This window comes from Ottowia massiliensis, from assembly GCF_900240305.1.
In the GTDB taxonomy this organism is placed as follows: Bacteria; Pseudomonadota; Gammaproteobacteria; order Burkholderiales; family Burkholderiaceae_C; genus Ottowia; species Ottowia massiliensis.
In genome coordinates, this window is sequence record NZ_LT964854.1 from 2,608,320 (window position 1) to 2,631,224 (window position 22,905).

At 56.0% G+C, this 22,905-nt stretch carries 17 protein-coding genes; 3 read left to right on the forward strand and 14 right to left on the reverse strand.

Going from position 1 to position 22,905, the window contains the following annotated elements; all coding sequences use genetic code 11:
* Window positions 1–7 precede the first annotated feature (7 nt).
* From lepB to C1720_RS13850, 7 genes are all read right to left on the reverse strand, one after another.
* Entirely contained in the window at window positions 8–976 is a 969-nt protein-coding gene (lepB, locus tag C1720_RS11645; protein ID WP_050716271.1) for a signal peptidase I, read from the reverse strand.
* Window positions 976–2,784: a translation elongation factor 4 gene (gene lepA / locus C1720_RS11650; protein WP_102284316.1), complete on the reverse strand. Its 1,809-nt coding sequence runs from the start codon at window positions 2,782–2,784 to the stop codon at window positions 976–978. The genes lepB and lepA overlap by 1 nt, the downstream gene beginning before the upstream one ends.
* A gap of 69 nt (window positions 2,785–2,853) precedes the next feature.
* Entirely contained in the window at window positions 2,854–3,822 is a 969-nt protein-coding gene (locus C1720_RS11655; protein WP_050716269.1) for a glycosyltransferase family 2 protein, read from the reverse strand.
* A 1-nt stretch (window position 3,823) separates the two neighbouring features.
* Complete coding sequence (locus C1720_RS11660) at window positions 3,824–4,180, reverse strand: DMT family transporter (RefSeq protein ID WP_102284317.1); 357 nt, start codon at window positions 4,178–4,180, stop codon at window positions 3,824–3,826.
* The gene (locus tag C1720_RS11665) at window positions 4,177–6,546 is read right to left on the reverse strand and encodes an acyltransferase family protein (RefSeq protein WP_102284318.1); all 2,370 of its coding nucleotides are present in this window, start codon (window positions 6,544–6,546) and stop codon (window positions 4,177–4,179) included. Before C1720_RS11665 ends, C1720_RS11660 begins: the two co-directional genes overlap by 4 nt.
* A 2-nt stretch (window positions 6,547–6,548) precedes the next feature.
* A complete protein-coding gene (locus C1720_RS11670) occupies window positions 6,549–8,180 on the reverse strand; it encodes a peptide chain release factor 3 (RefSeq protein WP_102284319.1) in 1,632 nt (543 codons plus the stop codon).
* A gap of 1,167 nt (window positions 8,181–9,347) precedes the next feature.
* Complete coding sequence (locus C1720_RS13850; protein ID WP_158241724.1) at window positions 9,348–9,491, reverse strand: hypothetical protein; 144 nt, start codon at window positions 9,489–9,491, stop codon at window positions 9,348–9,350.
* On the opposite strand from C1720_RS13850, the gene C1720_RS11675 reads away from it, so the two are divergent.
* From C1720_RS11675 to ruvC, 3 genes are all read left to right on the forward strand, one after another.
* The gene (locus C1720_RS11675) at window positions 9,490–11,586 is read left to right on the forward strand and encodes a TonB-dependent siderophore receptor (RefSeq protein ID WP_158241725.1); all 2,097 of its coding nucleotides are present in this window, start codon (window positions 9,490–9,492) and stop codon (window positions 11,584–11,586) included. The genes C1720_RS13850 and C1720_RS11675 overlap by 2 nt on opposite strands.
* A gap of 127 nt (window positions 11,587–11,713) precedes the next feature.
* Window positions 11,714–12,721 (forward strand): lipoate--protein ligase, encoded by a 1,008-nt coding sequence (lplA, locus tag C1720_RS11680; protein WP_102284321.1) that lies wholly within the window; start codon window positions 11,714–11,716, stop codon window positions 12,719–12,721.
* 135 nt (window positions 12,722–12,856) lie between these two features.
* Window positions 12,857–13,396, forward strand: coding sequence for a crossover junction endodeoxyribonuclease RuvC (gene ruvC, locus C1720_RS11685; RefSeq protein ID WP_102284322.1), 540 nt, complete (start codon window positions 12,857–12,859; stop codon window positions 13,394–13,396).
* Window positions 13,397–14,178: 782 nt separating this feature from the next.
* On the opposite strand, the gene C1720_RS11695 is transcribed toward ruvC, so the two are convergent.
* The 7 genes from C1720_RS11695 to C1720_RS11710 form a co-directional block, all read right to left on the reverse strand.
* Complete coding sequence (locus C1720_RS11695; RefSeq protein ID WP_146007014.1) at window positions 14,179–14,523, reverse strand: hypothetical protein; 345 nt, start codon at window positions 14,521–14,523, stop codon at window positions 14,179–14,181.
* Between the two features lie 305 nt (window positions 14,524–14,828).
* Window positions 14,829–15,242: a hypothetical protein gene (locus tag C1720_RS13290; RefSeq protein WP_146007015.1), complete on the reverse strand. Its 414-nt coding sequence runs from the start codon at window positions 15,240–15,242 to the stop codon at window positions 14,829–14,831.
* Between the two features lie 5 nt (window positions 15,243–15,247).
* Window positions 15,248–16,408: an RHS repeat domain-containing protein gene (locus C1720_RS11700; protein ID WP_199171005.1), complete on the reverse strand. Its 1,161-nt coding sequence runs from the start codon at window positions 16,406–16,408 to the stop codon at window positions 15,248–15,250.
* 17 nt (window positions 16,409–16,425) lie between these two features.
* Window positions 16,426–16,554: a hypothetical protein gene (locus C1720_RS14470; RefSeq protein ID WP_255397824.1), complete on the reverse strand. Its 129-nt coding sequence runs from the start codon at window positions 16,552–16,554 to the stop codon at window positions 16,426–16,428.
* A 154-nt stretch (window positions 16,555–16,708) separates the two neighbouring features.
* Window positions 16,709–17,521, reverse strand: coding sequence for a hypothetical protein (locus tag C1720_RS13295; RefSeq protein WP_146007016.1), 813 nt, complete (start codon window positions 17,519–17,521; stop codon window positions 16,709–16,711).
* 29 nt (window positions 17,522–17,550) lie between these two features.
* Window positions 17,551–18,360: a hypothetical protein gene (locus C1720_RS11705; protein ID WP_146007017.1), complete on the reverse strand. Its 810-nt coding sequence runs from the start codon at window positions 18,358–18,360 to the stop codon at window positions 17,551–17,553.
* Window positions 18,357–22,790, reverse strand: a complete 4,434-nt coding sequence (locus C1720_RS11710) for an RHS repeat-associated core domain-containing protein (protein WP_158241726.1) — start codon at window positions 22,788–22,790, stop codon at window positions 18,357–18,359. The genes C1720_RS11705 and C1720_RS11710 overlap by 4 nt, the downstream gene beginning before the upstream one ends.
* Window positions 22,791–22,905: the final 115 nt, after the last annotated feature.

Below are 22,905 nucleotides of genomic sequence, written 5' to 3' on the forward strand. Positions count from 1 at the left end.
CCATCCCTTAGTTGAAAAATCCGATCCGGCTCAGATCGCCGATATTCATCCACACAAAAAACGCCTTGCCGACAATATAGTCATCGGGCACGAAACCCCAGTACCGTGAGTCCAGGGAATTGTCACGGTTGTCGCCCATCATGAAGTAGTGACCGGGCGGCACCTTGCAGCGCACGCCTTCGATGCTGTATTGGCACAGATCACGATGGGGGAACTGCGTCACACTGGGGATCAGGGTGGGGCGCTGGTCATCCACAATGATGCTGTGTTGCTTGCCTGGCGCTGGCGTTTCCTGAATCTGGCGGAAATACTGCACGGTGGATTTATCCAGAAACTCTCCATCCGGCGTCTGCGGCACAGGTTGCCCATTGACCGTAATCTGCTTGTTCAAATAAGTCACTTCATCGCCTGGCAAACCCACGACGCGCTTGATGTAATCCAGGCTGGGCTGCAAGGGATAATGAAAAACAACAACATCTCCACGCTGGATGGGATTGCCCTGCGTCACTCGCGTATTGAATACGGGCAGACGAATGCCATAAGTGAATTTATTGACCAGAATCAGATCGTCAATGCGCAACGTGGGAATCATTGACCCGGAAGGAATCCGGAATGGCTCAAACACGAAGGAGCGCAGAAGAAAAACTGCCAGAATAATAGGGAAAAGCCCGGCCGTCCAATCCAGCCACCAAGGCTGCGACAGCAGGCGCTCGCGGGCCTCGCTGATATCGGCATCCACTTGGCTGATGCCTTGCGCGGCCAGCTCGGCGCGGCGCGCATCGTGCCGCGCCTCAAGCGCGGAAGCAGCGGCGCGGCGCCTGGGCAAAAAGAAAAAGCGCTCGGCCAGCCAGTACGCCCCCGTGATCACGGTGGCCACGAGCAGCAGCAGTGGGAAATTGCCTTCGATATAACCCGCATACCAGGCAACGCAATAGCCGGCAAGAGCGGCCAATATGAATGCAGTCAATGCAGGCATTATTCCTCCACCTGCAAAATGGCCAGAAATGCTTCTTGCGGCACTTCGACCGAACCAATCTGTTTCATGCGTTTTTTACCTGCTTTCTGCTTTTCAAGCAGCTTGCGTTTGCGGGTAATGTCGCCGCCATAGCATTTGGCCAGCACATTCTTGCGCAGCGCCTTGATATTTTCACGCGCGATGATGTTGGCGCCAATCGCGGCCTGAATGGCCACGTCAAACTGCTGGCGCGCAATGATTTCGCGCATTTTGGCCGCCACCGCCCTGCCGCGAAACTGCGCCTGGCTGCGGTGCACAATAATCGACAGCGCATCCACCTTGTCGCCATTGAGCAAAATATCCACCTTCACCACGTCTGACGGCCGGTATTCCTTGAATTCATAATCCATCGACGCATAACCCCGGCTGACCGATTTGAGCTTGTCGAAAAAATCCAGCACAATCTCGCCCAGCGGCATTTCATAAGTCAGCATGACTTGCCTGCCGTGATATTGCATGTTGATTTGCACGCCGCGCTTCTGGTTCGCCAGCGTCATCACGGGCCCGACATAATCTTGCGGCATGTACAAATGCACGGTCACAATCGGCTCGCGAATTTCCTGGATGCGCCCCTGGTCAGGCATCTTGGACGGGTTTTCCACCTGAATGACTTCGCCATCGGCCTTTTGCACTTCATACACTACGCTGGGCGCGGTGGTAATCAGGTCCTGGTCGAATTCGCGCTCCAGCCTCTCTTGCACGATTTCCATGTGCAGCAGCCCCAGAAAACCGCAGCGAAAGCCAAAACCCAGCGCCTGCGACACCTCCGGCTCAAAGTGCAGGCTGGCATCGTTGAGCTGGAGTTTCTCCAGGCTGTCGCGCAAGGCGTCGTATTGGTTGGCTTCCGTGGGATACAGGCCCGCGAAAACCTGTGGCTGGATTTCCTTGAAGCCCGGCAGCGGCTCGCTGGCAGGCCCCAGGTTGTTGGGCAGCTTTTTCTCCAGCGTGATGGTGTCGCCCACCTTGGCCGCTTTCAGCTCCTTGATGCCCGCGATGACGTAGCCCACTTCGCCCGCTTCCAGCGCCTCACGCGGCTGCTGCGCAGGCGTGAACACGCCCAGGCTGTTGGCTTCATACGCCGCGCCCGTGGCCATCATCCTGATGCGTTCGCCTTTTTGCAGGCGGCCATCGACCACGCGCACCAGCATCACCACGCCCACGTAGGCGTCAAACCAGCTGTCAATGATCATGGCCCGCAAGGGCGCATCCGCCTTGCCGCGCGGCGGCGGCACTTTGGCCACGATTTGCTCCAGCACATCGTCAATGCCCATGCCGGTTTTGGCTGAAATCGCCACTGCTTCACTGGCATCAATGCCGATCACATCCTCAATTTCGGCCTTGGCGTTTTCCGGGTCTGCCTGCGGCAAATCCATTTTGTTGAGCACGGGCAGCACCTCCACGCCCAGATCCAGCGCGGTGTAGCAATTGGCCACCGTCTGCGCTTCCACGCCCTGGCTGGCATCCACCACCAGCAGCGCGCCTTCGCAGGCTGATAGTGAACGTGACACCTCATAAGAGAAATCCACATGTCCCGGCGTATCGATCAGATTGAGGTTGTAAACCCTGCCATCACGCGCTGCATAACGCAAAGCCGCCGTTTGCGCCTTGATGGTGATGCCGCGCTCTTTCTCGATGTCCATTGAATCGAGCACCTGCTCGCTCATTTCACGCTCGGAAAGCCCGCCGCAACGCGCAATCAGCCGGTCGGCCAGCGTGGATTTGCCGTGGTCAATGTGGGCGATGATGGAAAAATTCCGGATGTGGTTCATTAAAACGAGGTTTGAAGTCCGGTTGCAAAAACACGCGGGCTGGCATGCGCCTGATTGTAGGCAATCATTTCACAGGCGCGCGGCGTCCGGCAAATCCGCCAAAAGCGGAGTCACCGGCTCCCTGCTCACGTCATGATGCAAAAAAGCGATGATGAACTGAATGCCAATGATGATCGGCAATGCTGCCAGCATCACGGTCCCGCTGGTTGCCGGCACATCCGTAGCCACGCTTTGCAGCCAGCCATAAATGCCAAAGCCTGCGCCAGATATCAGCATCAACATACCGCTGATGCTATAAAGGCTGCCAATATTGAAATCACGCAGCAAATACTGGTAGGCATAGCGCTTGAAAAACCGGATGGCATGCTTGACAGCGAACTCCGGCAATACTTTTGTAATCTTCAGATTTGATTTTTCATCCGCATAAACAGCATTCATCGGAACATCATGAACGACAGCTCGAACCAGGCTCAGCTGATACAGCATATCGCTTTCGAAGAAATATCTTCTTTCCAGGTCATCCAGAGGCAGCTCCCGCAACACATGTACATGAATGGCCGTATAGCCATTGGTCGGATCCATGATGGACCAGTATCCCGAGCTGAATTTATTGATGATTGACAGGGCCGCATTGCCGATCAGCCTGATGGCAGGCATTTGCCGCAAGGATGCTGGTTGGAAGAAACGATTGCCTTTCGTGTAATCGGCATGTCTTTTTTCAATAGGCGTCGTGAAAAGCGGAATCAGCGAAGGATCCATCTGTCCATCACCATCCACCTTGACAATGATATCCATGCCATCGTCAAGCGCTTTTTTGTAGGCGGAGCGAATGGCTCCGCCCACGCCCTGGTTGCTTTCATGGAAGATGACATGAATGCGCGGATCAGTGCAATCCTGCTGGACCAGCAAGCCGCTCTCTTCAGGGCACTTGTCATCCACGACGTATATTCTTTGAACGCTGGCAGGTATTCTGGATATGACATCCAGAATATGCTTTCTGACCTTGTAGCAAGGTATGGCAACAGCAATTTTCGTCATTTTAGTGATGTGCGCCAGCAGACGCCAGCGCAATGCCCAGCATAATCAATATGCCGCCGCCAATGGTCTGGAGAGAAAGCGGCTCATTCAGGAAAATGCGCGCGAAAACAGGAACCAGCAAAAAAGCCAGTCCCATGAAGGGGTAAGCCAAATGCAGCGGCGCCTGTCTCAGAACCCAGATCCAGAGCAAGGTGGTGGCGCCATAGAGGGAAAGGGATAACCATATCCAAATATTGGCAAGCATGCCATGCAGCGTAACGGGCGTGGCAATAGCAAGCGCCGCCTGCTTGAATAATATCTGTCCAATTGCGATGCCAATAACACAGCTCAGCGTTAGCAAGATCGTCGTGAAATTCATTTTTCGTCGCTTTTCCTGATTTCTCTGTAAATTGGGAGCAGCGCCAGCGGTGAAGCAAAAAAGCCGAGGAGGTAGCGATACTCCCCCGCGATGGAAAAGAAAAACACGGCCGACAGCTGAAGCAGAAGAATTCCACAGACAGTCAGCGCGGGCAGATCTCTTCTGTTGAAAGCACGCAGAGTCACGAAGAGCAGAAGAATGATTCCCGGCAATGGCGACCATAATAGCCACCTGTTTTCAAAGCTGGCATCGTGAATGGCCATCAGCGCTTTTTCGGCTCTTTCAAGACCCCATCTCCTGTAGATTGATTCGGATTTTGTTTTTTCGAGAACATTTTTGGCATATGTAGGACCGGGGAAACCGCCCTGGGCGAAGGCTGAAACAAGAAATATATTCACGCGGCTCGACATGAAAGCCGGAATATTCCTCCATAGATTATGCCTGAAAAATTCGCTGATGAGAATATCCTGCTGCGATTTCTCCATGGATGCAAGAGCTGGCCCCTGCGGAAAAAATATCAGAGGATCCCAGTAATCCCTATCGTAATATTTGATGATGAGATCCAAAGGGGCGACGCTTTCCAGAGCCTGGATGGCCGGAGCAGAAACCCGCGGAGGATAAAGACCCATTGCATGAGGCTGAAGGAAATTGACGGTTTCAAACAGGGCGACGGGATACACCGTTCCTATAGGCGTTTTGTGCTTGTGATTGGCAACCCCATAAAAGGCGACCGTTACCCAGACCAGTGAGACGGCTGCCAGTCCCAATCGCTGTTTTGGAATGCGGATGACGGCCGCCAGAACGACTAGCGCAATGATATTGATGATTCCATTGGGGCGCGCGAAAATCGCAAAAGGAATAGATATGAACAGAATGAAGAAGGACATCCTTGAGACAGTTTTGTTCCTAAGGCATATCCATGTCTCAAACAAGAGGCCTGCCAGGGCGCACGCATAAATGCCATCAGAATATAGACTCGTTGTATAAAATACGAGGTGCGGAGCCAGGGCGACGAATACCAGCAGAATGAAAAATGGTCTTTTTCCATTCTCATTGTAGACATAAGTCAGAATCCTTGCCAGAATAGCCGTCGCCACCAGTATCTGGACGATAACCGGAATTTCAACCAGATTGAATGGCTTGTAGAATGAATTGACGAACAGGTACCAGAATATTGGCTTTCCCGACTGGAATTCCCGGTTGCTCTCGACTTCCAGCAGGATGGCCAGAGAGTCTTCCCCAAGAATGCCGGGCCAAAAAATCAATAGATAGGAAAAATATACCGCAAACAGGGCCAGATATAAAGCGTAAAAATTGATTCTTTCGGGAAGACAAAAGCGCGTATTGCTCATGGTATTTTTGCTTGGCTTGAACCTCAGGGCAGGTTTTTCCACAAAATGCCAGGACAGGAATGCCAGACCAGCCGTTATCGCCATTGAAAGCATCATGGCGTTCCAGAATCCATATTCCGGGTACAGGCACATGATGACCGTTTGCTGCACCGGAAAAGCGAAAAGATAAATTCCGTAGGAAAAGTCGCCATAGCGTCCAAACCGGCGGATGAATGGCGTACTGGCAGTGCCGAGGCTGATGACAGCGTAGGGCATGAAAGCAAGCAGCGCCGTATAGCGCATTTTTGCGAGCAGCAGGCCGCCAGCCAGCAAGGCAAGCGCCGCCAGCCAGGTCCAGGGGCGTTTTTGCCAATACTCACGCAAAACGTAAAGGGCAGATCCGGACAGGAAATAGGCTCCCATTTCCCGTTTTTGATGAATGCTGTGATACAAGTCCGGGCTGTTTTGGGAAAAATACCATGCCAAGTAAATAACAATGGCCGCCAGCCAGACGGTTTTCTTTTTCAGCAGTCCGGCCAGGCCACAGACCGCCAGAACGAGATAGCAGAGAACCTCGATGGGGATGGTCCATATCGATCCATTGACGCCCAGCGGATACGGATTTTTTTCAAAAACGCCTGGCAGTATGTAAACGGCAATGAAACGGAGATTCAGAAAATATTGCCAGGTGCCGCCGTGCGCGTAGTAATCAGCGGCCGGCAGGCTGGAAACAATAGGCCCCAATACCAGGGCAGTCAGCGTAACGACAACCGCCAGAGCAGGCCATATTCTCAGCAGGCGGCGCAGGGCAAAGCGCAGGATATTGGGATCCGAATACCAGCTCTGGGTGACGAGATAGCCGCTGATGGCAAAAAATATGAGAACGGCAAATCCGCCAAAACTGTGCAGCCCAAAAAATGAAGGCTCCATTTGCCCGCTCAGGGCATATTGGTGGCTATAAAGCACCAGGGTGGCGGCCACAATCCTGACAAAGTCAAAATTGTTGGCGGGGTGTGCCGGGGTGGCAGTGTTCATGTTCACGACGGACTGCCTTGCAAAGCCAGCCCCGCGTGCTCCCTCAGCGGGTGAAACTGTATTTTGGGAAAGCGCTCCTGCGCCAGGCGCACGTCATAAGGGCTGGTGCACAGGTAGGCCAGGGTGTCGGCGGCGTCGTGCGCCATGCGCATGGGGTAGGCGTCGGTGAAGGCGCGCAAATCGGCCGGGTCGTCTGCGGTAATCCAGCGCGCGCCGGTGTATTGGCAGCCTTCCAGGCGCACGTCGCAGTCGTATTCGGTTTTCAGGCGGTGCTGCACCACTTCAAACTGAAGCTGGCCGATGGCGCCCAGCAGCATGTTGCCGCCTGCGTCGGGCTTGAAAACCTGAATGGCGCCTTCTTCGCCCAGTTGTGCCAGGCCCTGCTGCAACTGTTTGGCGCGCAAGGGGTTTTTGAGCACGACGGTCATGAACATTTCGGGCGCGAAAAAGGGCAGGCCCGTAAATTGCAGGCTGGCGCCGTCGGTGATGGTGTCGCCCAGCTGCACGCCGCCGTGGGTGGTAAAGCCGATGATGTCGCCCGCATAGGCTTCCTGCACGGCTTCGCGGCGCTGGCTCATGAAGGTGACGACGCTGGTGGGGCGCAGCTCTTTTGCGGTGCGCTGCACTTTCATCTTCATGCCCGGGGTGTATTTGCCGCTGGCCACGCGCACGAAGGCGATGCGGTCGCGGTGGTTGGCGTCCATGTTGGCCTGCACCTTGAATACCACGCCAGCAAAGCCCGCGTCTTCGGGATGCACGGTTTTTTCCTGCGGCTGGCGGTTCACGATGAGCGTGGACACGCGCGGGCGCGGCGGCGGCGCCAGATCCACCAGCGCGTCCAGCACTTCCATCACGCCAAAGTTGTTCACGCCCGAGCCAAAAAACACCGGCGTTTGCCGGCCCGCCAGAAACGCCTCGTGGCTCCAGGCGGGCGATGCGCCCACGGCCAGCTCCATGCTTTCCAGCGCATCGTCAAAAGCGCTGCCAAAGCGCGCGCGCAAGGCGGCGCTTTCGCTTAGCGGAATGGTTTCAAAGTCTTGCGGGCGGCGCTCGCTGCCCGCTTCAAACACCGTCATGGCCTGCGTGCGCAAATTGATGATGCCGCCAAAGGACTTGCCCTGCCCCACGGGCCAGGTCATGGGCACGCAAGGCATGCCCAGCTCGCGCTCGACTTCGTCCAGCAAATCCAGCGGCTCGCGCACTTCGCGGTCCATCTTGTTCACGAAGGTGATGATGGGCGTGTCGCGCTGGCGGCAGACTTCAATCAGGCGGCGCGTCTGCGCTTCCACGCCGTTGGCCGCGTCAATCACCATCAGTGCCGAGTCCACGGCGGTGAGCACGCGGTAGGTGTCTTCCGAAAAATCCTTGTGGCCGGGCGTGTCCAGCAAGTTGATGACGTGGTCGCGATAGGCCATTTGCATCACGCTGGAAGCCACCGAGATGCCGCGCTGCTTTTCAATCTCCATCCAGTCGCTGGTGGCGTGGCGGCTGGCCTTGCGCGCCTTCACGCTGCCGGCAATCTGAATGGCGCCGGAAAACAGCAGCAGCTTTTCGGTCAGTGTGGTTTTGCCCGCGTCCGGGTGGCTGATGATGGCGAAGGTGCGGCGGCGGCGGGTTTCTTGGGCGTAGGTCACAAAAAAACGGTTTTCCGGTCAGGTCATCGGGGCGCTTGAGCGGCGCGGGCGGCAAAGCAGGTAAATGGCGCGCCGCCCGAAAGCGCAGGCCCCGGTTGCCAGTGCCTGCCAGGCGGAGCTGCTTGCGCCGTGAAATGGCGGGCGATTTTAGGAGGGCGGCAAAACGCTGGCTGCGCCAGAGCGTGGCCAGTGGCGCGGGCGTGGAAGGGCGAAGGCTCTTTTTGCTTCTTTTTGCGCCTTGATTCATCGCAGTGTCTGCGTCTCTTTCGCACGCGCAGCAGCAACCAGGCGTCAAGTCCACCGAATTCACTCTTTTGAGAGCCTGTTCAAAGAAGCCGCGAACGTGGAATGGGTCGCCGGCTGCCTGATACCGCTTTTTTCGCTGCCGCGAACGGAGCAAGGCTTAGGCCGCGCGCCGTATCCAGACAGCGCCTGTGCGTCAAAAGCGGCAAAGAGAGAAATAAATAGGAAACGCCCCTGATCAGCTCCCGTACTCATAGCATGATGTCCTAGTAAAACGTGCGCAAACGCCGTTTTCAGCCTCTCAAATCCGCTCCTGTTTTTAATGCCATCAAGCGCATTCGGGCACCTGTTCGCAAGCCAAGGCATGTCAACACAAACCTCTCAGAGCCTGTCCCAAAAGTCATCCCAGCAGCCTGACCATGCGCCGAATGCAAGCAATCTTGATAAATGCTTCGGCTGAAGCCACGCTGACCTCGTAGTCCTTGCTCAGTCTTCTCGATTGACTCAGCCAGGCTCCCAGCCAAACATGCTCAGCACCCATCCAATCAGCGTGCCCGTGCAGCCGCCATACACAAAATGGGGCTTCAGCCACTCAAAGCGTAAGAACAGCCTCACTGGCAAAGCCCTGGCACCCACTCTGTCCTAAATGCCTGCTGAAGGCGCCACCACGGTCAGCAGCAGTCCCATCGTGTCTACGGCTATATGGTGCCTGCGCCCTTTGACCCTTTTATTTGGGGGTCGAGGACAGACTCTGAAGCTGGCGCCAGACCCTGCGCGCTTGGCTGGGCCAGGGTTAGAGCAGGCTTGGGGCCTTTTGCCGCTGTTTGGGTCTGCAAGGTAAACGGGGCGATCGCAAGAAAACGCCTTCGCAAGGCGGGTCATGCGAAAAAGAATAGATTTCAATATCATCCCGCACCCGCGTTTTCAGCCTGAAACATTTTTGACGAAGAGCATTCCTGAATACATGCGGCCAGCGCGCGGCTCTTGGCGGCGTGAAAGGCGGCAGAAAAAACCGCTTTTGCGCAAACCGCGCTTTCCGAAACTACTTTCTGACTCATTTTTCTTCATGCAAGCTTCCTTCAAGCCCCTGGCCCTGGCGGCCGCCCTGGCCTGCGCTGCGCCTTGTGCGCTGGCGCAAAGCGCCGCAGATGACGAGGCCATTGATTTGCAAGAGGTGCGCATCTACGCCACTTCCGAAAAAGACATCGGCTTCGCCCCAAAAGAGACGGAGACAGCGGGCAAGATGCCCATGCGCATGGTGGAAACGCCCATGTCCATCAGCGTGGTCACGCGCGAAGAGATGGAATCACGCCAGACGGGCAATTTGCAGGAGGCGCTGGAGACTGTGGCGGGCGTCAGCCCCGTGAACTATGGCCGCCGGGGCTTTGACGATTTGTTCATTCGCGGCTTTGATTCCGGCGAGTCCACCATCATCGACGGGCTGGCGCAAAGCGGCAACAGCTCCATCGGCCTGCGCTTGCAGTCCTACGGCTACGAGCGCTTTGAAGTGCTCAAGGGCGCTTCCAGCCTGTTGTATGGGCGCGTGCAGCCGGGCGGCATGGTCAATGCCATCAGCAAGCGGCCCAAGCGTGACGCGCTGGGCGAGGTTCACCTGGAAGCGGGCAGCTTTGGCAACCGCGTGGCGGCGTTCGATATCAACCGGCCCCTGTCCGCGTCAGGCAAGACGGCCCTGCGCATCAACGCCCTGGCGGGCAACAAGAAAGACCCGACGGACTATGTGTGGCGGCGTGACCGCTGGTTCGCCCCTTCGCTTTCGCTGGACTTTGGAACGAATACCGACTTCGTGCTGTTTGCCACCTACAACTCGGGCAACTGGATTCGCCAGCAGGGCCTGCCGCCCGAGGGCACCGTGCTGCCCAACCGCAACGGTCCGCTGCGCCACTCGCTCTTCACGGGCGACCCCGGCTTTGGCAGTTATGACCTGGCGCAGTACACCCTGGGCTACAACCTCCAGCACCGCTTTGCCAATGATTTCACCCTGCGCCAGAACCTGCGCTACGAGAAAGAAAGCGGCACGGGGCGCTTCATCTCCCTGCAAACGCTGCGCGCCGACCAGCGCACGCAAACGCGCCGTGGCACCCACCAGCAAATGGACGATCACCAGATCGCGCTCGACACCTCCATGCTCATGCCCTTTGAGGGCGCCGGCATGAAGCACCAAGTGGTGGCCGGGCTGGACATGCGCCAAGGCACCAGCAGCCGCGCCCAGCACCGCTGCACCGTGCGCCCCATCGACCTGTACGCCCCCGTTTACTACCAGCCCTACACCTGCCCTGACAAGTGGGACAGCGACGCACCCACCAGACTGCGCACCGCCGCCATTTACATGCAAGACCAGATCAAGTTCGGTCAAGGCTGGACGGCGCTGGCGGGCCTGCGCTACGAAAAATCGCGCCAGCGGCAAGATGACCACGTCAAAAACACCAGCGCCACCCAGCATGACAGCGACGTGACCGGCATGGCCGGCATCGTCTATGAATTCACGCCCGGCTGGTCGGTGTACGCCAGCTACAGCCAGTCTTTCCTGCCGCAAATGGGGCAGGACTATCACGGCAACGCCTTCAAGCCCGAAACCGGCACGCAGTGGGAAGCGGGAACCAAATACGCCAGGGACGGCTGGACAGCCAGCGCCGCCGTGTTTGACCTGCGCAAGCGCAACATCGCCGCCGCCGACCCCGTCAATGACGGCTACAAGGTACTGGTGGGCGAGCAGCGCGCCCGCGGGTTGGAGCTGGAAGCCGCAGCCGAGCTGAAAAACGGCCTCAAATTCACCGGCGCCTACGCCTACACCAAGACCGAAGTCACTCAGAGCACCAACGCCCGCGAAATCGGCCAGCCGCTCAACTACACCCCGCACCACGCCCTCACCGTGTGGAGCAACTGGCGGCTGCCGCAAATGCCCGCTCTCACCCTGGGCGCAGGCGTGCGCTACGTCGGCAAACAGCATGGCAACAGCGCGTTCTACCTGCCCGCCTACACAGTGGTGGACGCCTCCGTGAGCTACACCCACACGAACTGGCGGCTCACCGCAGGCGTGAAAAACCTGTTTAACCGCAGCTACTACGCAGGCGCGGTACGCACCGGCGTGGTCTCGCCCGGCATGCCGCGCAACTTCAACGTCACGCTCAAGTATTTCTTCTGATGCAAAAAAACCGGCATTTTCTCTTCATGGTTTTTGCCGGGTCATAAAATCAAGCCGCCCGCCGCCTGGAACCGCAGAAACAGGCGGCGGGCGGCTTTTTTTCATTTTCAACATACGGAGCGCGCCCATGTTATTCGTCGATAACCAGGAAATCACCGACCCCAGCATCAATATTGCGCTGGAAACCTATCTCGTTGAAAACCGGCTTGCCGACGAGCCAATGCTGCTTTTCTACATCAACGAACCTTCCATCATCATCGGCCGCAACCAGAACACGGTGGAAGAAGTCAATCAGCGCTATGTGGAAGAAAATGGCATTCACGTGGTGCGCCGCATGTCGGGCGGCGGCGCGGTTTATCACGATCTGGGCAATTTCTCATTCTGCTTCATTCAAGATGAAAATGGCATGGCGCGCAATTTTTCAGCCTTTACCCGGCCCGTCATCGAATGCCTGCACAAAATGGGCGCCACCGGCGCGGCCCTGCAAGGGCGCAATGATTTGCTCATTGACGGCAAGAAATTCTCCGGCAACGCCATGTATGTGCGCAACGGGCGCCTCACGGCCCACGGCACCATTTTGTTTGACGCCGATCTGGACGCCGTGACACAGGCGCTCAAACCCCGCGCCGACAAAATCGAATCCAAGGGCATCAAATCCATTCGCAGCCGCGTCACCAACATCAAACCCTACGTGGCCGACGAATACAAGGGCATGAGCACGCGCGAGTTCCGCGACAGCCTGCTGCTCAATATCTTCGGCGTGAAAGACCGCGCGCAGGTACCCGAATACAGACTTGAAGAAAAAGACTGGGAAAAAGTGCGCCAGATTCGCGCCGAACGCTTTGGCAACTGGGATTGGAATTATGGCCGCTCGCCCGCCTTTTCCAGCGAGCGGTATTTCAAGTTTCCCATCGGCGCGGTGGATTTCCGCTTTAACGTCGAGCGCGGCGTGATTCAGTCCATCCGCATTTTTGGCGACTTTTTCGGCCTGGGCAACATTGCCGACGTAGAGAAACGCCTCACCGGCATTGCCTATCGCCGCAACGCCATTGAAAAAGCCTTCTCAGAAATCGACGTGAAGCATTATTTCGGCAATATTGAGGCCAAGGAACTGACGGACCTGCTCGTGGGCTGACTGGGCCGACGGGCTATTTTGCTCCTCTAACCATAGCATGAGGTCCTAGTGGAAACTGCGCAGGCAGGCATTTTGCCCCCTCCATATTTGCTCCTGTCCATGTAGCGCCCCAGCCGCCTTGCGCCACAGCTCACCATGCGAATCCTCGGCATCGACCCCGGCCTGCGCACCACCGGCTTCGGCGTGCTGGATGCAGCCGGCGGCCCGCTCGCCTACGTGGCCAGCGGCGTCATCCAAACCGCAGACGCGCCCCAGGGCAGCCTGCCCGCGCGGCTCAAGCTCCTGTATGACGGCATAGGCGAAATCTGCCGCCGCTACGCCCCAGACGTGGCCGTGGTCGAAATCGTCTTCGTCAACGTCAATCCCCAGGCCACCTTGCTGCTCGGCCAGGCGCGCGGCGCCTGCGTGACGGCGCTGGTCGCGCAAAACCTGCCCGTCACCGAATACACCGCCCTGCAAATGAAGCAGACCGTGGCAGGCCACGGCCGCGCGGCCAAAGCGCAAGTGCAGGAAATGGTGCGCCGCCTGCTCGCCCTGCCCGCCGCCCCCCGGCAAGACGCCGCCGATGCGCTCGGCCTGGCCATCACCCACGCCCACGCCAGCCACTCCCTTGCCCGCCTGCAAGCTGCCAGCGGCCAGACGCGCCGCGCCGGCAGCATGTACCGCCAGCGCTGAGGGCCTGTTGGCTCTCTGGCCATGAGGAGCAAAAGCGCGCAGTTCGGGCTGGGCAACAAGGCGCAAACCGCAAACGGGTCTTGCGGCCCAATGGCTGCCCGGCGAGGATTTGCAACGCTCAAGAGCGCGCGAATCGGCGTTTTTCGCGCCTGCAAACCGTTTGAAGATCGCAAACAAGCCCTGACAAACGCGCCGCCCGCCGCTTTGCTGCGCTTGCACCGGCAGCAGCAACAAGGACAGGGGCCAAGGTCAGTACGGACGCTGATAGTGGAGGCAAAACTTTGGCGGGCGCGACTAAAACCTTGCAGGGCATGAGAGGCTTCGGTTTGGTGTCAGCAGCAGGCAGAGACTGGCAGTGGCGGGGTGAGGCGTTGCCGCATCAAAGTCAGGAGCAAATTTGAAGGGGCTGAAAACGGCCTTCGCGCACGTTCCACTAGGACGTCATGCTATTGAATGAGGAGCAAATAGACGACTACAGGAAGACGCTCCTCTTGGGCAGACTGCATGAGGCGGCGCGGATTGGTCAGACAAGAAAGTGGCAATGGCCTTCGGCCTGGCTGGCGCGGCCGAGAGAAGCGCTGATCCATTTGGCCCCGAATGACTGGCATAGGACTCTGAAAGCTCGCATTCGGTTTTTCATTGACCCTGCTCTCTCCTTTGACTCTTTTACGGAAATGTTCCTTGGAGCGCGGATGCTTTAAGAGTGAATTTTTTCTTGCCAAGCCCATTCAAGCACATTGCCATCTGACTCTTTCTTTTTTCAGAACCATAAGACAGGCAGTTTATTTACGATCTTCCAGCCATGCCTTATCAAATGGCGGGAACATATTTTTTACAAACAGGTCTGGATCATCTTCATACCTGTCCACCATATATTCGCAAAGATCCCTTACTGTTCTAATCATCAGTTGATTATTCATAATCTTTCTGAGAGTTAATTCATTGGCAGCATCTTCAATATCATCACTAAGTTCTTCAAATGGACTAACCTCCCAGAATGATCGCTTGACATTGAACAACTTGCAATCCCAATTCATGTCCAAATCAATCTGAGAAACATCCAAACCAAATATCTGCGCCAATCTCTTGATGCAGATTGTGTATATATCATTCTTTGTCAGTTTCATGATTATATCCAATTCCAACCTATTTCATCAATTGCATTCACGCCCCTCAAATGAAACCGCCTCTCATAACCATAACCATACCAGGCGCAATTATCCACCGCTTGCATCCTATGGTTTTGTGTCTGTCATTCGCAGTTGTGCCAGGCGTTGGCAGGCGTCGTTTTTTTGAGTGATGCGTGCGCCAGCGAATAAATCGACATGCTTTCAAATAGCAGATCGATGCGGAACGCACAGATGATTTCGATTATTCAATCTTAGCTTTATGGACTACCTTACCTTGTGCAGACGCCGCCGTTCATGTGATTTTACTTGCATGCCCCTTCCAGAAGCCTTATTAGTGCACATACATAATCATCAAGCGTAACAATTTTCGCGTATTCAATATGTTCCTTCCTGGATTTGTTGACGTTTTTCAATATTCCTCTCCAGAAATCTTTTTCACAATCAAAATCCGGTGGGGCCAACTCAAAATCGAGCCTGTCTTCCGGACGCAATACTCCTGGATCAATAAATAATTCAGCGGCAACAAATTCAAGCATTTCTTTGATCCTGCCTTTATTGAATTCATCCTTCTGGCAAAAAGAACCGCATAAAACATCCAAATCAATAGACCTTCTGCCCAAAAAACGTTGTTTAACCTTCTCTCTCGCGCACCTTTCCCCATATATGCATGCCGCAATAAAAAATACAGCTACCGATAAAAATATGAACAACTTCATTTTTTCTACTTATTCATGCATGAGCAATAAATTATCGAACCAATATCCCAATATCCTTCCCATATGCTGGGTAATAGTGCAATTCTCCCGTAAATTCTTCCTCTGTTACTCCATTCAGCCTGCACGGAGCCAAAAGAGCGCCCCGTCATCCTCATTTGATATTCTTTCCCAATGGCTGACCATACTTTATGTTGCCACGTTGTAGCATGCGGCTCAATACCGGCTATTCCAGAACGGCGGGCAGTTTTTCCTGCTAGGATATTGGCTGCACTATTCGCGAATTCAAGAGTTGTTATTACCTTTCCAGTCATTGAATATGACTCTCCTTCATCTCTCCATAACACGCCCCAATCCCATCTTCTCGATTCAATGCATTCCGCCACGCCCATTGGTAACTGAGGCCAATCTGCCGGATCAGTCACATCAAAAAGTCCCATTGGATCAATTCTATTAACAGGGTTATTTGCTACATACAAGAATAGATTCACCCTCCCCCGCCAGCCCAACGGATCCGCCTGTACATACCTGCCAATGCCCGGCGCATAGTCCCGGTTCCAGTTCTGGTGCAGCCCCGTTTCCGCATCAAAGTACTGGCCCGGCAGTCGCAGGTTGATTTGCGCCGTCGAGGCCGGATTGATTCTGGCCTTGCCGAAAGCCTCGTAGTTCGCTTTCCACGTCGTCTCGCCCGCCTTGTTCAGCGCCAATACGGGCGCTCCTAGATGGTCTGTGACCCTGGCGCTGACTTGTTCGGTTTGGCTTTGCTGCGCGGGGGCGTTTTCGTCGAGCGCACGGGGGTATTGCAGCAGCTGGTTGGCTTCGTTGTAGGTCCACGCTCCGGCCTGGTGGGCGCTGCTCAGGCGGTTGCCTGCGGCGTCCCAGCTGTAGGCTTCGTTTGGCAGGCCTTTGTCTTGCAGCGCCTGGTCTGGCTCGGCTTGGGTGAGGCGGCCCAGGCGGTCGTAGGTGTAGGCGCTGGCGCCTTCTTCGCTTTCGATGCGTGTGATGTGGCCCGCCGGGTTGCGGCTGTAGCGGCGCTGGAGCAGCTGGGCTGCGCTGGCTCCGGCGCCCTGGGGTTTGGCTCCGGTGACTTGCAGTTGCGCCAGGCGCTGGAAGGCGTCGGGCTTTTGCGTGATGCGCGCGCCTGCGGGCAGCTCGATTTGGCCGGGCATGAGCCATTGGTAGGCGCCTAGCGCAATTCGGCTTTGGTCGGGCAGGCTGATTTGTTTGAGCCGGCCTTTTCCCAGGCAAAGTCCTGGCGGCTGCCGTCGGGCCAGCTTTGGCTTTGCAGCTGGCCGTCGGCAGTGAATGACCCCATAGCAAGCCGCTGTGTGATTCATTCATTTTCCTGATTTCATGTTTGGCCAGGCATTCTCTGGCTTGCACTCCGGATGGAAACAGTAATGCCCTTCCCTAAGCAAGCACGAAAACCATTTTCATGACATACTCCATCAGAAAAAATAATATACCAGCTAGCACTCGTCGCAGTCAATCACAAAATGATCATTGCGAAGCCGACTCTTGACGTGTTTTTCGATCTTATCTATTTTTTCTTCTTTTTCAGTATCAGTAGATAGATTTTCCATATATATATATACATCCCATGAATATACTTCCCCATATTGTCCATCTCTTTCATTGTCAAATTGGATAAGACGCAATAAGAACAAATGATTCAAGTCTTTGCTTGCAATTAATATAAAGGGATCCTCCTCTCGAGGAGGCCCCGCAAGAATTCCATCCTTAAAAAAGTGCTTATATTCGGACAATACGACAGACTTTCTTATATATTTATGCAGATTTTCGCTTAGAATTAGATCGGGCGTTGCGGATCTCAATGATTTGGCATTCAGTTCAATATTCAGCCTGTAACCGACCCCTTGATTAAAATAATACCAAGCTTCCCCCACCCTTTTTTCAGCATTACCAGATACAGCCTGCAAATCAGATTTCCTGTTCAATATATTACCAACATAGAGCAAGTCCACACCTTTCAAATAAGCGGCGAATTGTATTGGTTTATTATTTTTTTCATCTTTAATACAAAATCCATATGAAAAATCTTCTTTATCAAAATCTACAATCATGCGCCCATCACGTCTGATGCGCGATTCTAAATCTATATCATAGTAATACCCATACCAATAATTCTGCCATCGATACAATGAATAGAAAGATTGTTCAATCATCTTTCTGATTTCGTTTCTGGACAGGCATTCTCCAGCCTGCGCTCCAGCAGGAAACAGCAATGCCAGTCCTAAAACAAGCGTGAAAACCATTTTCATGCAAGCACCATCAAAAGCTAATATGCTAGCTAACACTCGTCGCAATCAATCACAAAATGATCATTGCGAAGCCGACTCTTGACGTGTTTCTCGATCTTATCTATTTTTTCTTCTTTTTCGGCATCAGTAGATAGATTTTCCGTATACACATATATATACCACGAGGCTATGCGCCCGTGCTGCCCTCTCCTTTTTACATCAAATGGAAGAAAATCCAGCAAGAACAAGTTTTCAAAATCCCTGCTCGCAATCAGCAGAACTGTATCTTCCTTTCTGGGAGAGCCAAAAACGATTCCATCATTAAAGAGATGCCTGTATTCAGACAATGCAACAGACTTCCGTATATATTCATGCAGCCTTTCTTCGGGAACGATTATTGGGGATGTGAGCTTCAATAATTTGGCATCTAACTTGACATTCAATTGATAGCCAATTTCCCGATTAAAATCATGCCAAGCCTCTCCCGCCTTCTCGCTTGCATCGCCAAATGTAGCCATCATGTCGGCTTTTCCGTTCAGTATTTCGCCCGTGTATATCATGTCTACGCCTCTCACATAGGCACTAAACTGTGTAAGCACACCATTTTCTCTGCTCACACAAAACCTGTTTGGCGACTCTCTTTTTAAAGAAAGGAAATCAATGACCATGCGTCCATCACGTCTGATACGCGACTCCAAATCAATATTATAATAATATCCATACCAATAGCTCTGCCAACGATACAACGAATAGAAAGATTGCTCGACCGCTTTTTTGATTTCGTTTTTAGACAGGCACTCACGCGCGTGAACCTCCACAGCAAAAAGTAGCGCAATACATAAGATGATCCTTAAAATCACTTTTTAGCCTTTTCAATCCTGAAATAATGCACGCATATCTTTGTCCTTCCCGCTCCCTTACTCTGATTGAATCCATCGTATGCATACTGCACCCCTTCTGAAGAAGCCAGAGCTGCATCAATGCAATCTTTCAACTTCTGACACTCCTTGGCCGCCAGTTTGTCCGTATTGTTTTCTGCCTTTCTATATTGTGGACTCCTATAGCCCAAAAACTGATTTTCTTTTGAGAGAACACCTGTCACTGTGTTATATCCCCACATACGTTCATTTGCATTAACCCTGTTATAAATCACATCCGTAATGGCTCTTTTTTCCTTGTCTCCTTCATCGCAGTCATAGCTGGCTTCCGCAAAACAGGTCAATGCCACTTCCTTGACGGGTGATTCAGGCAGCTGTGCATCACATGTCGGGCAGGGGTCTGCCTTCGCCTTGGCTTTTCCCTTTAATCCAAAGCTGTCAATCAGCAGCAAGGGGTTGTTATTCACATAAGCAAACAGGTTGATTCCCCCTTCCAACCCAATCGGATCCTCCTGCAAATACCTCCCCGCATTCGGCCTGTAATCCCTGTGAAAGTTGTCATGCGTCTGCGTTTCCTGGTCGTAATACTGCCCCGGGAATCTCAGGTTCACCTCAATGTCCTGCTCGATGATTTGCGTTGAGCCAAAGCTCTCTGCGATGGCCTTCCAGCTCACTTGCCCTTCTTTTGTCGTCGCCAATATGGGCGTTCCCAAGTGGTCCGTGTGCAGCCAGTCATAACGCGCCTTTGGATCCGTCAGGCTGCCGCCTGGCGTTTCGGCTTGCCACACCGGGTCGGTGCTCCATAGGCCCAGCTGGGCCGCTACCGGGTTGAACCCATAGGCCTTGATCATTTGCCCCTTTTCGTCGGCTTCAGCCATCAGGCCCTGTTCGCTGTAGATGTAGTAGGTGGTCTTTGTCTGGCCGCCCTGTTTGACGGTCTTGGCAATTCTTCGGCCAAACGGGTCATGCCGGTAGCTGGCTTCAATTTGCGGCCCGCTTTGGCCTTGCTCTGTGCTGGCATACCGGATCAGCCTTTCGGCTGCGTTGTATTCATACTCTTTGCTCTCGAGCACGTTGCTTTCCTTTTGCGTGTGCCCTTGCGCCGTGTAGCTCACTTGCGTTTCCACGCCCGGGTTGCGCTCAAAGGGCGTAGTGGCCGGGTATTGCGTCATCTGGTTGTCGGCGTTGTAGGCCCACGCTCCGGCCTGGTGGGCGCTGCTCAGGCGGTTGCCTGCGGCGTCGTAGCTGTAGGCCTCCTGGGGCAGGCCCAGGGTTTGTAGCGCCTGGTCTGGCTCGGCCTTGCTCAGGCGGTTCAGCGGGTCGTAGTCATAGCCGGTTTGCCCTAGCTCGCTTTGGATTTGCACGATGTTGCCCGCTTCGTCATACGCGTAGCGGCGCTGGGCCAGCAGTTTGTTTGGGTTCTGGCCGCTTCTGATTTCGATGAGTGCGGGCCTTTGCAGCGCGTCGTAGCTCAGTGTCTTGGTGGCGCCGGGTGTGCGGATTTGCTGCGGTTGCATCCAGCGATAGCTGCCGTAGTGGATTTGGCTTTGGTTGGGCAGGGTGATGGCTGTCAGCTGGCCGTTTTGGTAGCTGTAGCGCTGGGTGCTGCCATCCGGGTATTGGTGGCTTTGCAGCTGGCCGTCGGCGTTGAAGCTTTGCCCTGTCTGGTAGATGAGGCTGGCTTCTGCGGGGTTTGCGCTGCCGTAGGTGGTTTCGCTGCGCTGGATGCGGCCTTGCTCGTCTCTTCGGTAGCGGGCGCTGCTGATGAGGCGGCCTTGTGCGTCGCTTTGTTCGTAGGCCGTGAGCTGGCCGTCCGGGTCGTACTGGTAGCTGGTGCGTTCGTCCAGCGTCTGGTCTGCTTTTTTGTGTTCTTCCCGTGTGATGCGGCCTGCGGCGTCATAGGCGTAGTGGTGGGTGTTGCCGCCTGCATCTACTCTCTGGGTGAGCCACCCGGATTTGTCGTAGGCGTAGGTGTTGGCGCCGCCCAAGGGGCGGGTTTCCTTGATGAGGCGGCCCGCCTTGTCGTATTCATAGGTGTGGCGATGGCCCAGCGCATCGGTGATGCTGAGCAGGCGTCCATGTGCGTCCCAGCTTTGCCGGGTGACACCGCCTAATGCGTCGGTGGTTTTTATGAGACGAGCCAAGGCGTCGTATTCGTACAGGGTGGTTCTGCCTTGGGCGTCTGTTGTACTAATGCGGTTGCCTGCCGCGTCCCAGGCCTGGTGTTGGGTTTGGGTTTTGCCGTGTTCGATGTGCTGCGTGACGGCGGTTTGCCTTTCCATTGGGTCGTATTGGCGGCTTTCCCGGTAGGTGGGGTAGTTGATCTGAGTGAGCAGGCCCGCCAGCGGGCTGCCTTCTGCACCGTATTCATAGGTCGTGACGTTGCCTGCCGGGTCGGTGGTTTTTGTCCGGCGGCCTATCTCATCGTAGGCAATGGTGGCTACAAGGCCGCCTGCGCCGGTGGTTTTGATGGGTAGGCCAGCGTCGCTGTATTCGATGCGCAGGCCCTGGCCTTGGTTTTGGCCGGGGGCAAGTTGTTCGATGACTTGTCCGGCTGCACTGTAACGGGTGCGGCTGGTTTGGCCGCTGGCGCGGATGACAGCGGTGCGGCGACCACGGACATCGTATTGGTAGCGGGTAGCCTCACCCTGGGCGTTGGTGATGCTGGTGAGGTTGCCTGCGGCGTCCCAGGCGTAGCGGGTGGTGCGGCCTTCAGGGTCAGTATGGGTCAGCGGCAGCCCCTGGCTGTTGTAGCTGGCGCGGCTGCTGTGGCCCGCCGCATCGCGCATTTCGGTGAGGTTGCCCCAGCTGTCGTATGCGTAGTGTTCGGTGAGGGCGTCCGGCCCCCGGCCGTCTTTGGCGCCTAGCGTGCTTTGGGTGCGCTGGCCCAGGCTGTCGTAGCGCCAGCGCCAGGTGCGCTCTTCGGGCAGGCCCACGGCTTCGGTGTGGGTGAGCGCCTGGCCTCGCTCTCCATAGCTCCAGGCGCTGACAACGCCCAAGGGGCTGGTGTGGCGGATGCGGCGTCCGGCCGCGTCGTATTCATTGCTTTCGCTGCTGCCGTCGGGCCAGATGATTTTGACGGGGCGGCGCGTCAAGGCGCTGTCGTACCAGATGCGGGTGGTTTGGCCGCGCGCGTCGGTGATGGCTTCGCTGTTTTTGTCCAGCCGCTGCACGTGCATCAGCTGCATGCCGGCCAGGGTGTTTTCTATCAGGCGGCCCGTGTGGTCAAAGCGCAGGCGCTGTTGCGCGCCGCCAGGCAGGCTGACAGCAATGCGGTATTCGCGGCGGATGTGTTCGTAGCCGACTTCGTATTCGGTTTTGCGCCCCGCTTCGTCAGTGAGGCTGTGCACCCGGGCGATCAGGCTCGGGCGGTTGAGCGCCGAGGCATGGTCGCACGGGCCGGGCATGGGCGCGATGGCGCCGCCGCCGCCTCCTCCTCCTCCTGCGCTGCCGCTGCCGCTGGCGGGCCGGGTGATGGTGTCTACGGAGACTGGGTAGTACTCCAGTTTGATTTGCCCGCCTTCAGGGTCCGTGCGGCGGCTGATGTGGCCGCCCGCGCTGTATTCGTAGTGCCAGACGCCGCCTCGCGCGTCGCTGGCTTTGAGCAGTCTGGCGTGCGCCAGCGCCGCTGCCGCGTTGCCGCTGGCCTGTATCGGCGCGGGCAGCGGCTGCCATTCGTAGCTAACGCTGTGGCCCTCCGTGTCTTGCACGCGCACGGGCAGCAGTCCGCCGCCGTAGTCAATGCTGATGACTTGCCGGCCCGCGTGGTCTTTGACGCCCAGGATGCGGCCGGCTTCATCTCGTATCAGGCTGGTTTTGACGCCCGCAGGACTGCTCCAGCTTTGCATGCGCCCTTGCGCGTCGTAGTCAATGGTGTTGCCCGCCTGGTCGTACCACTGCCAGCCCGTGATGTGCTCTGCCTGCCCCAGCGCGCGGATGGCGTTGTTTTCGTTCAGCCTCCAGATGTCGCCCGCTTTCACCGCGCCTGCGGCCAGCGCCGCATGGCAGTCTTGCCGCGCCGTGCTGGCTTTGCCCGCTTCCGCTGCCGCCAGCGTCGCGGCCGTGACTCTCTTGTAGATGCGCTCAGCCCGCCCGATGGCGATGATGGGCGCAGTTTGCCCGGGTGAGGCCCTCATGTAGGGCGCGCTTCTCAGGCTCAGGTCCGCCCACGCGTCGTTCAGGTACCACCGGCCCCAGCTCCAGGTGCGGTTGATGACGACGCGCCCTCCCGCTGTCTTGACGGCCAGGTCCTGCGTGCTTTCCGTGTAGTCCTGGTTGGGCAGGCTCACCCGCCTTTGGCTTTGCTGCGCTTGCACCGGCTGCAGCAGCAATAGCGTCAGCGCCAAGGTCACTACGGGCGCCGTCAGCAGGGGCAAAACTTTGGCGGAGGCGGCTAAAACCTTGCAGGGCATGAGGGGCTTCATTGGGTATTCGTGACGGGCAGAGGCTGGCTGTGGCGGGGTGAGGCGTTGCCGCATCAAAGTCAGGAGCAAATTTGAAGGGTCTGAAAACGGCCTTCGCGCACGT

Bases quoted from the DNA above. Each gene is read 5' to 3' on its own strand.
- lepB (WP_050716271.1), bottom strand. From the start codon at position 976: ATGCCTGCATTGACTGCATTCATATTGGCCGCTCTTGCCGGCTATTGC.
- lepA (WP_102284316.1), bottom strand. From the start codon at position 2,784: ATGAACCACATCCGGAATTTTTCCATCATCGCCCACATTGACCACGGC.
- C1720_RS11655 (WP_050716269.1), bottom strand. From the start codon at position 3,822: ATGACGAAAATTGCTGTTGCCATACCTTGCTACAAGGTCAGAAAGCAT.
- C1720_RS11660 (WP_102284317.1), bottom strand. From the start codon at position 4,180: ATGAATTTCACGACGATCTTGCTAACGCTGAGCTGTGTTATTGGCATC.
- C1720_RS11665 (WP_102284318.1), bottom strand. From the start codon at position 6,546: ATGAACACTGCCACCCCGGCACACCCCGCCAACAATTTTGACTTTGTC.
- C1720_RS11675 (WP_158241725.1), top strand. From the start codon at position 9,490: ATGCAAGCTTCCTTCAAGCCCCTGGCCCTGGCGGCCGCCCTGGCCTGC.
- C1720_RS13850 (WP_158241724.1), bottom strand. From the start codon at position 9,491: ATGAAGAAAAATGAGTCAGAAAGTAGTTTCGGAAAGCGCGGTTTGCGC.
- lplA (WP_102284321.1), top strand. From the start codon at position 11,714: ATGTTATTCGTCGATAACCAGGAAATCACCGACCCCAGCATCAATATT.
- ruvC (WP_102284322.1), top strand. From the start codon at position 12,857: ATGCGAATCCTCGGCATCGACCCCGGCCTGCGCACCACCGGCTTCGGC.
- C1720_RS11695 (WP_146007014.1), bottom strand. From the start codon at position 14,523: ATGAAACTGACAAAGAATGATATATACACAATCTGCATCAAGAGATTG.
- C1720_RS13290 (WP_146007015.1), bottom strand. From the start codon at position 15,242: ATGAAGTTGTTCATATTTTTATCGGTAGCTGTATTTTTTATTGCGGCA.
- C1720_RS11700 (WP_199171005.1), bottom strand. From the start codon at position 16,408: ATGCCCGGCCAAATCGAGCTGCCCGCAGGCGCGCGCATCACGCAAAAG.
- C1720_RS14470 (WP_255397824.1), bottom strand. From the start codon at position 16,554: ATGGGGTCATTCACTGCCGACGGCCAGCTGCAAAGCCAAAGCTGGCCC.
- C1720_RS13295 (WP_146007016.1), bottom strand. From the start codon at position 17,521: ATGAAAATGGTTTTCACGCTTGTTTTAGGACTGGCATTGCTGTTTCCT.
- C1720_RS11710 (WP_158241726.1), bottom strand. From the start codon at position 22,790: ATGCCCTGCAAGGTTTTAGCCGCCTCCGCCAAAGTTTTGCCCCTGCTG.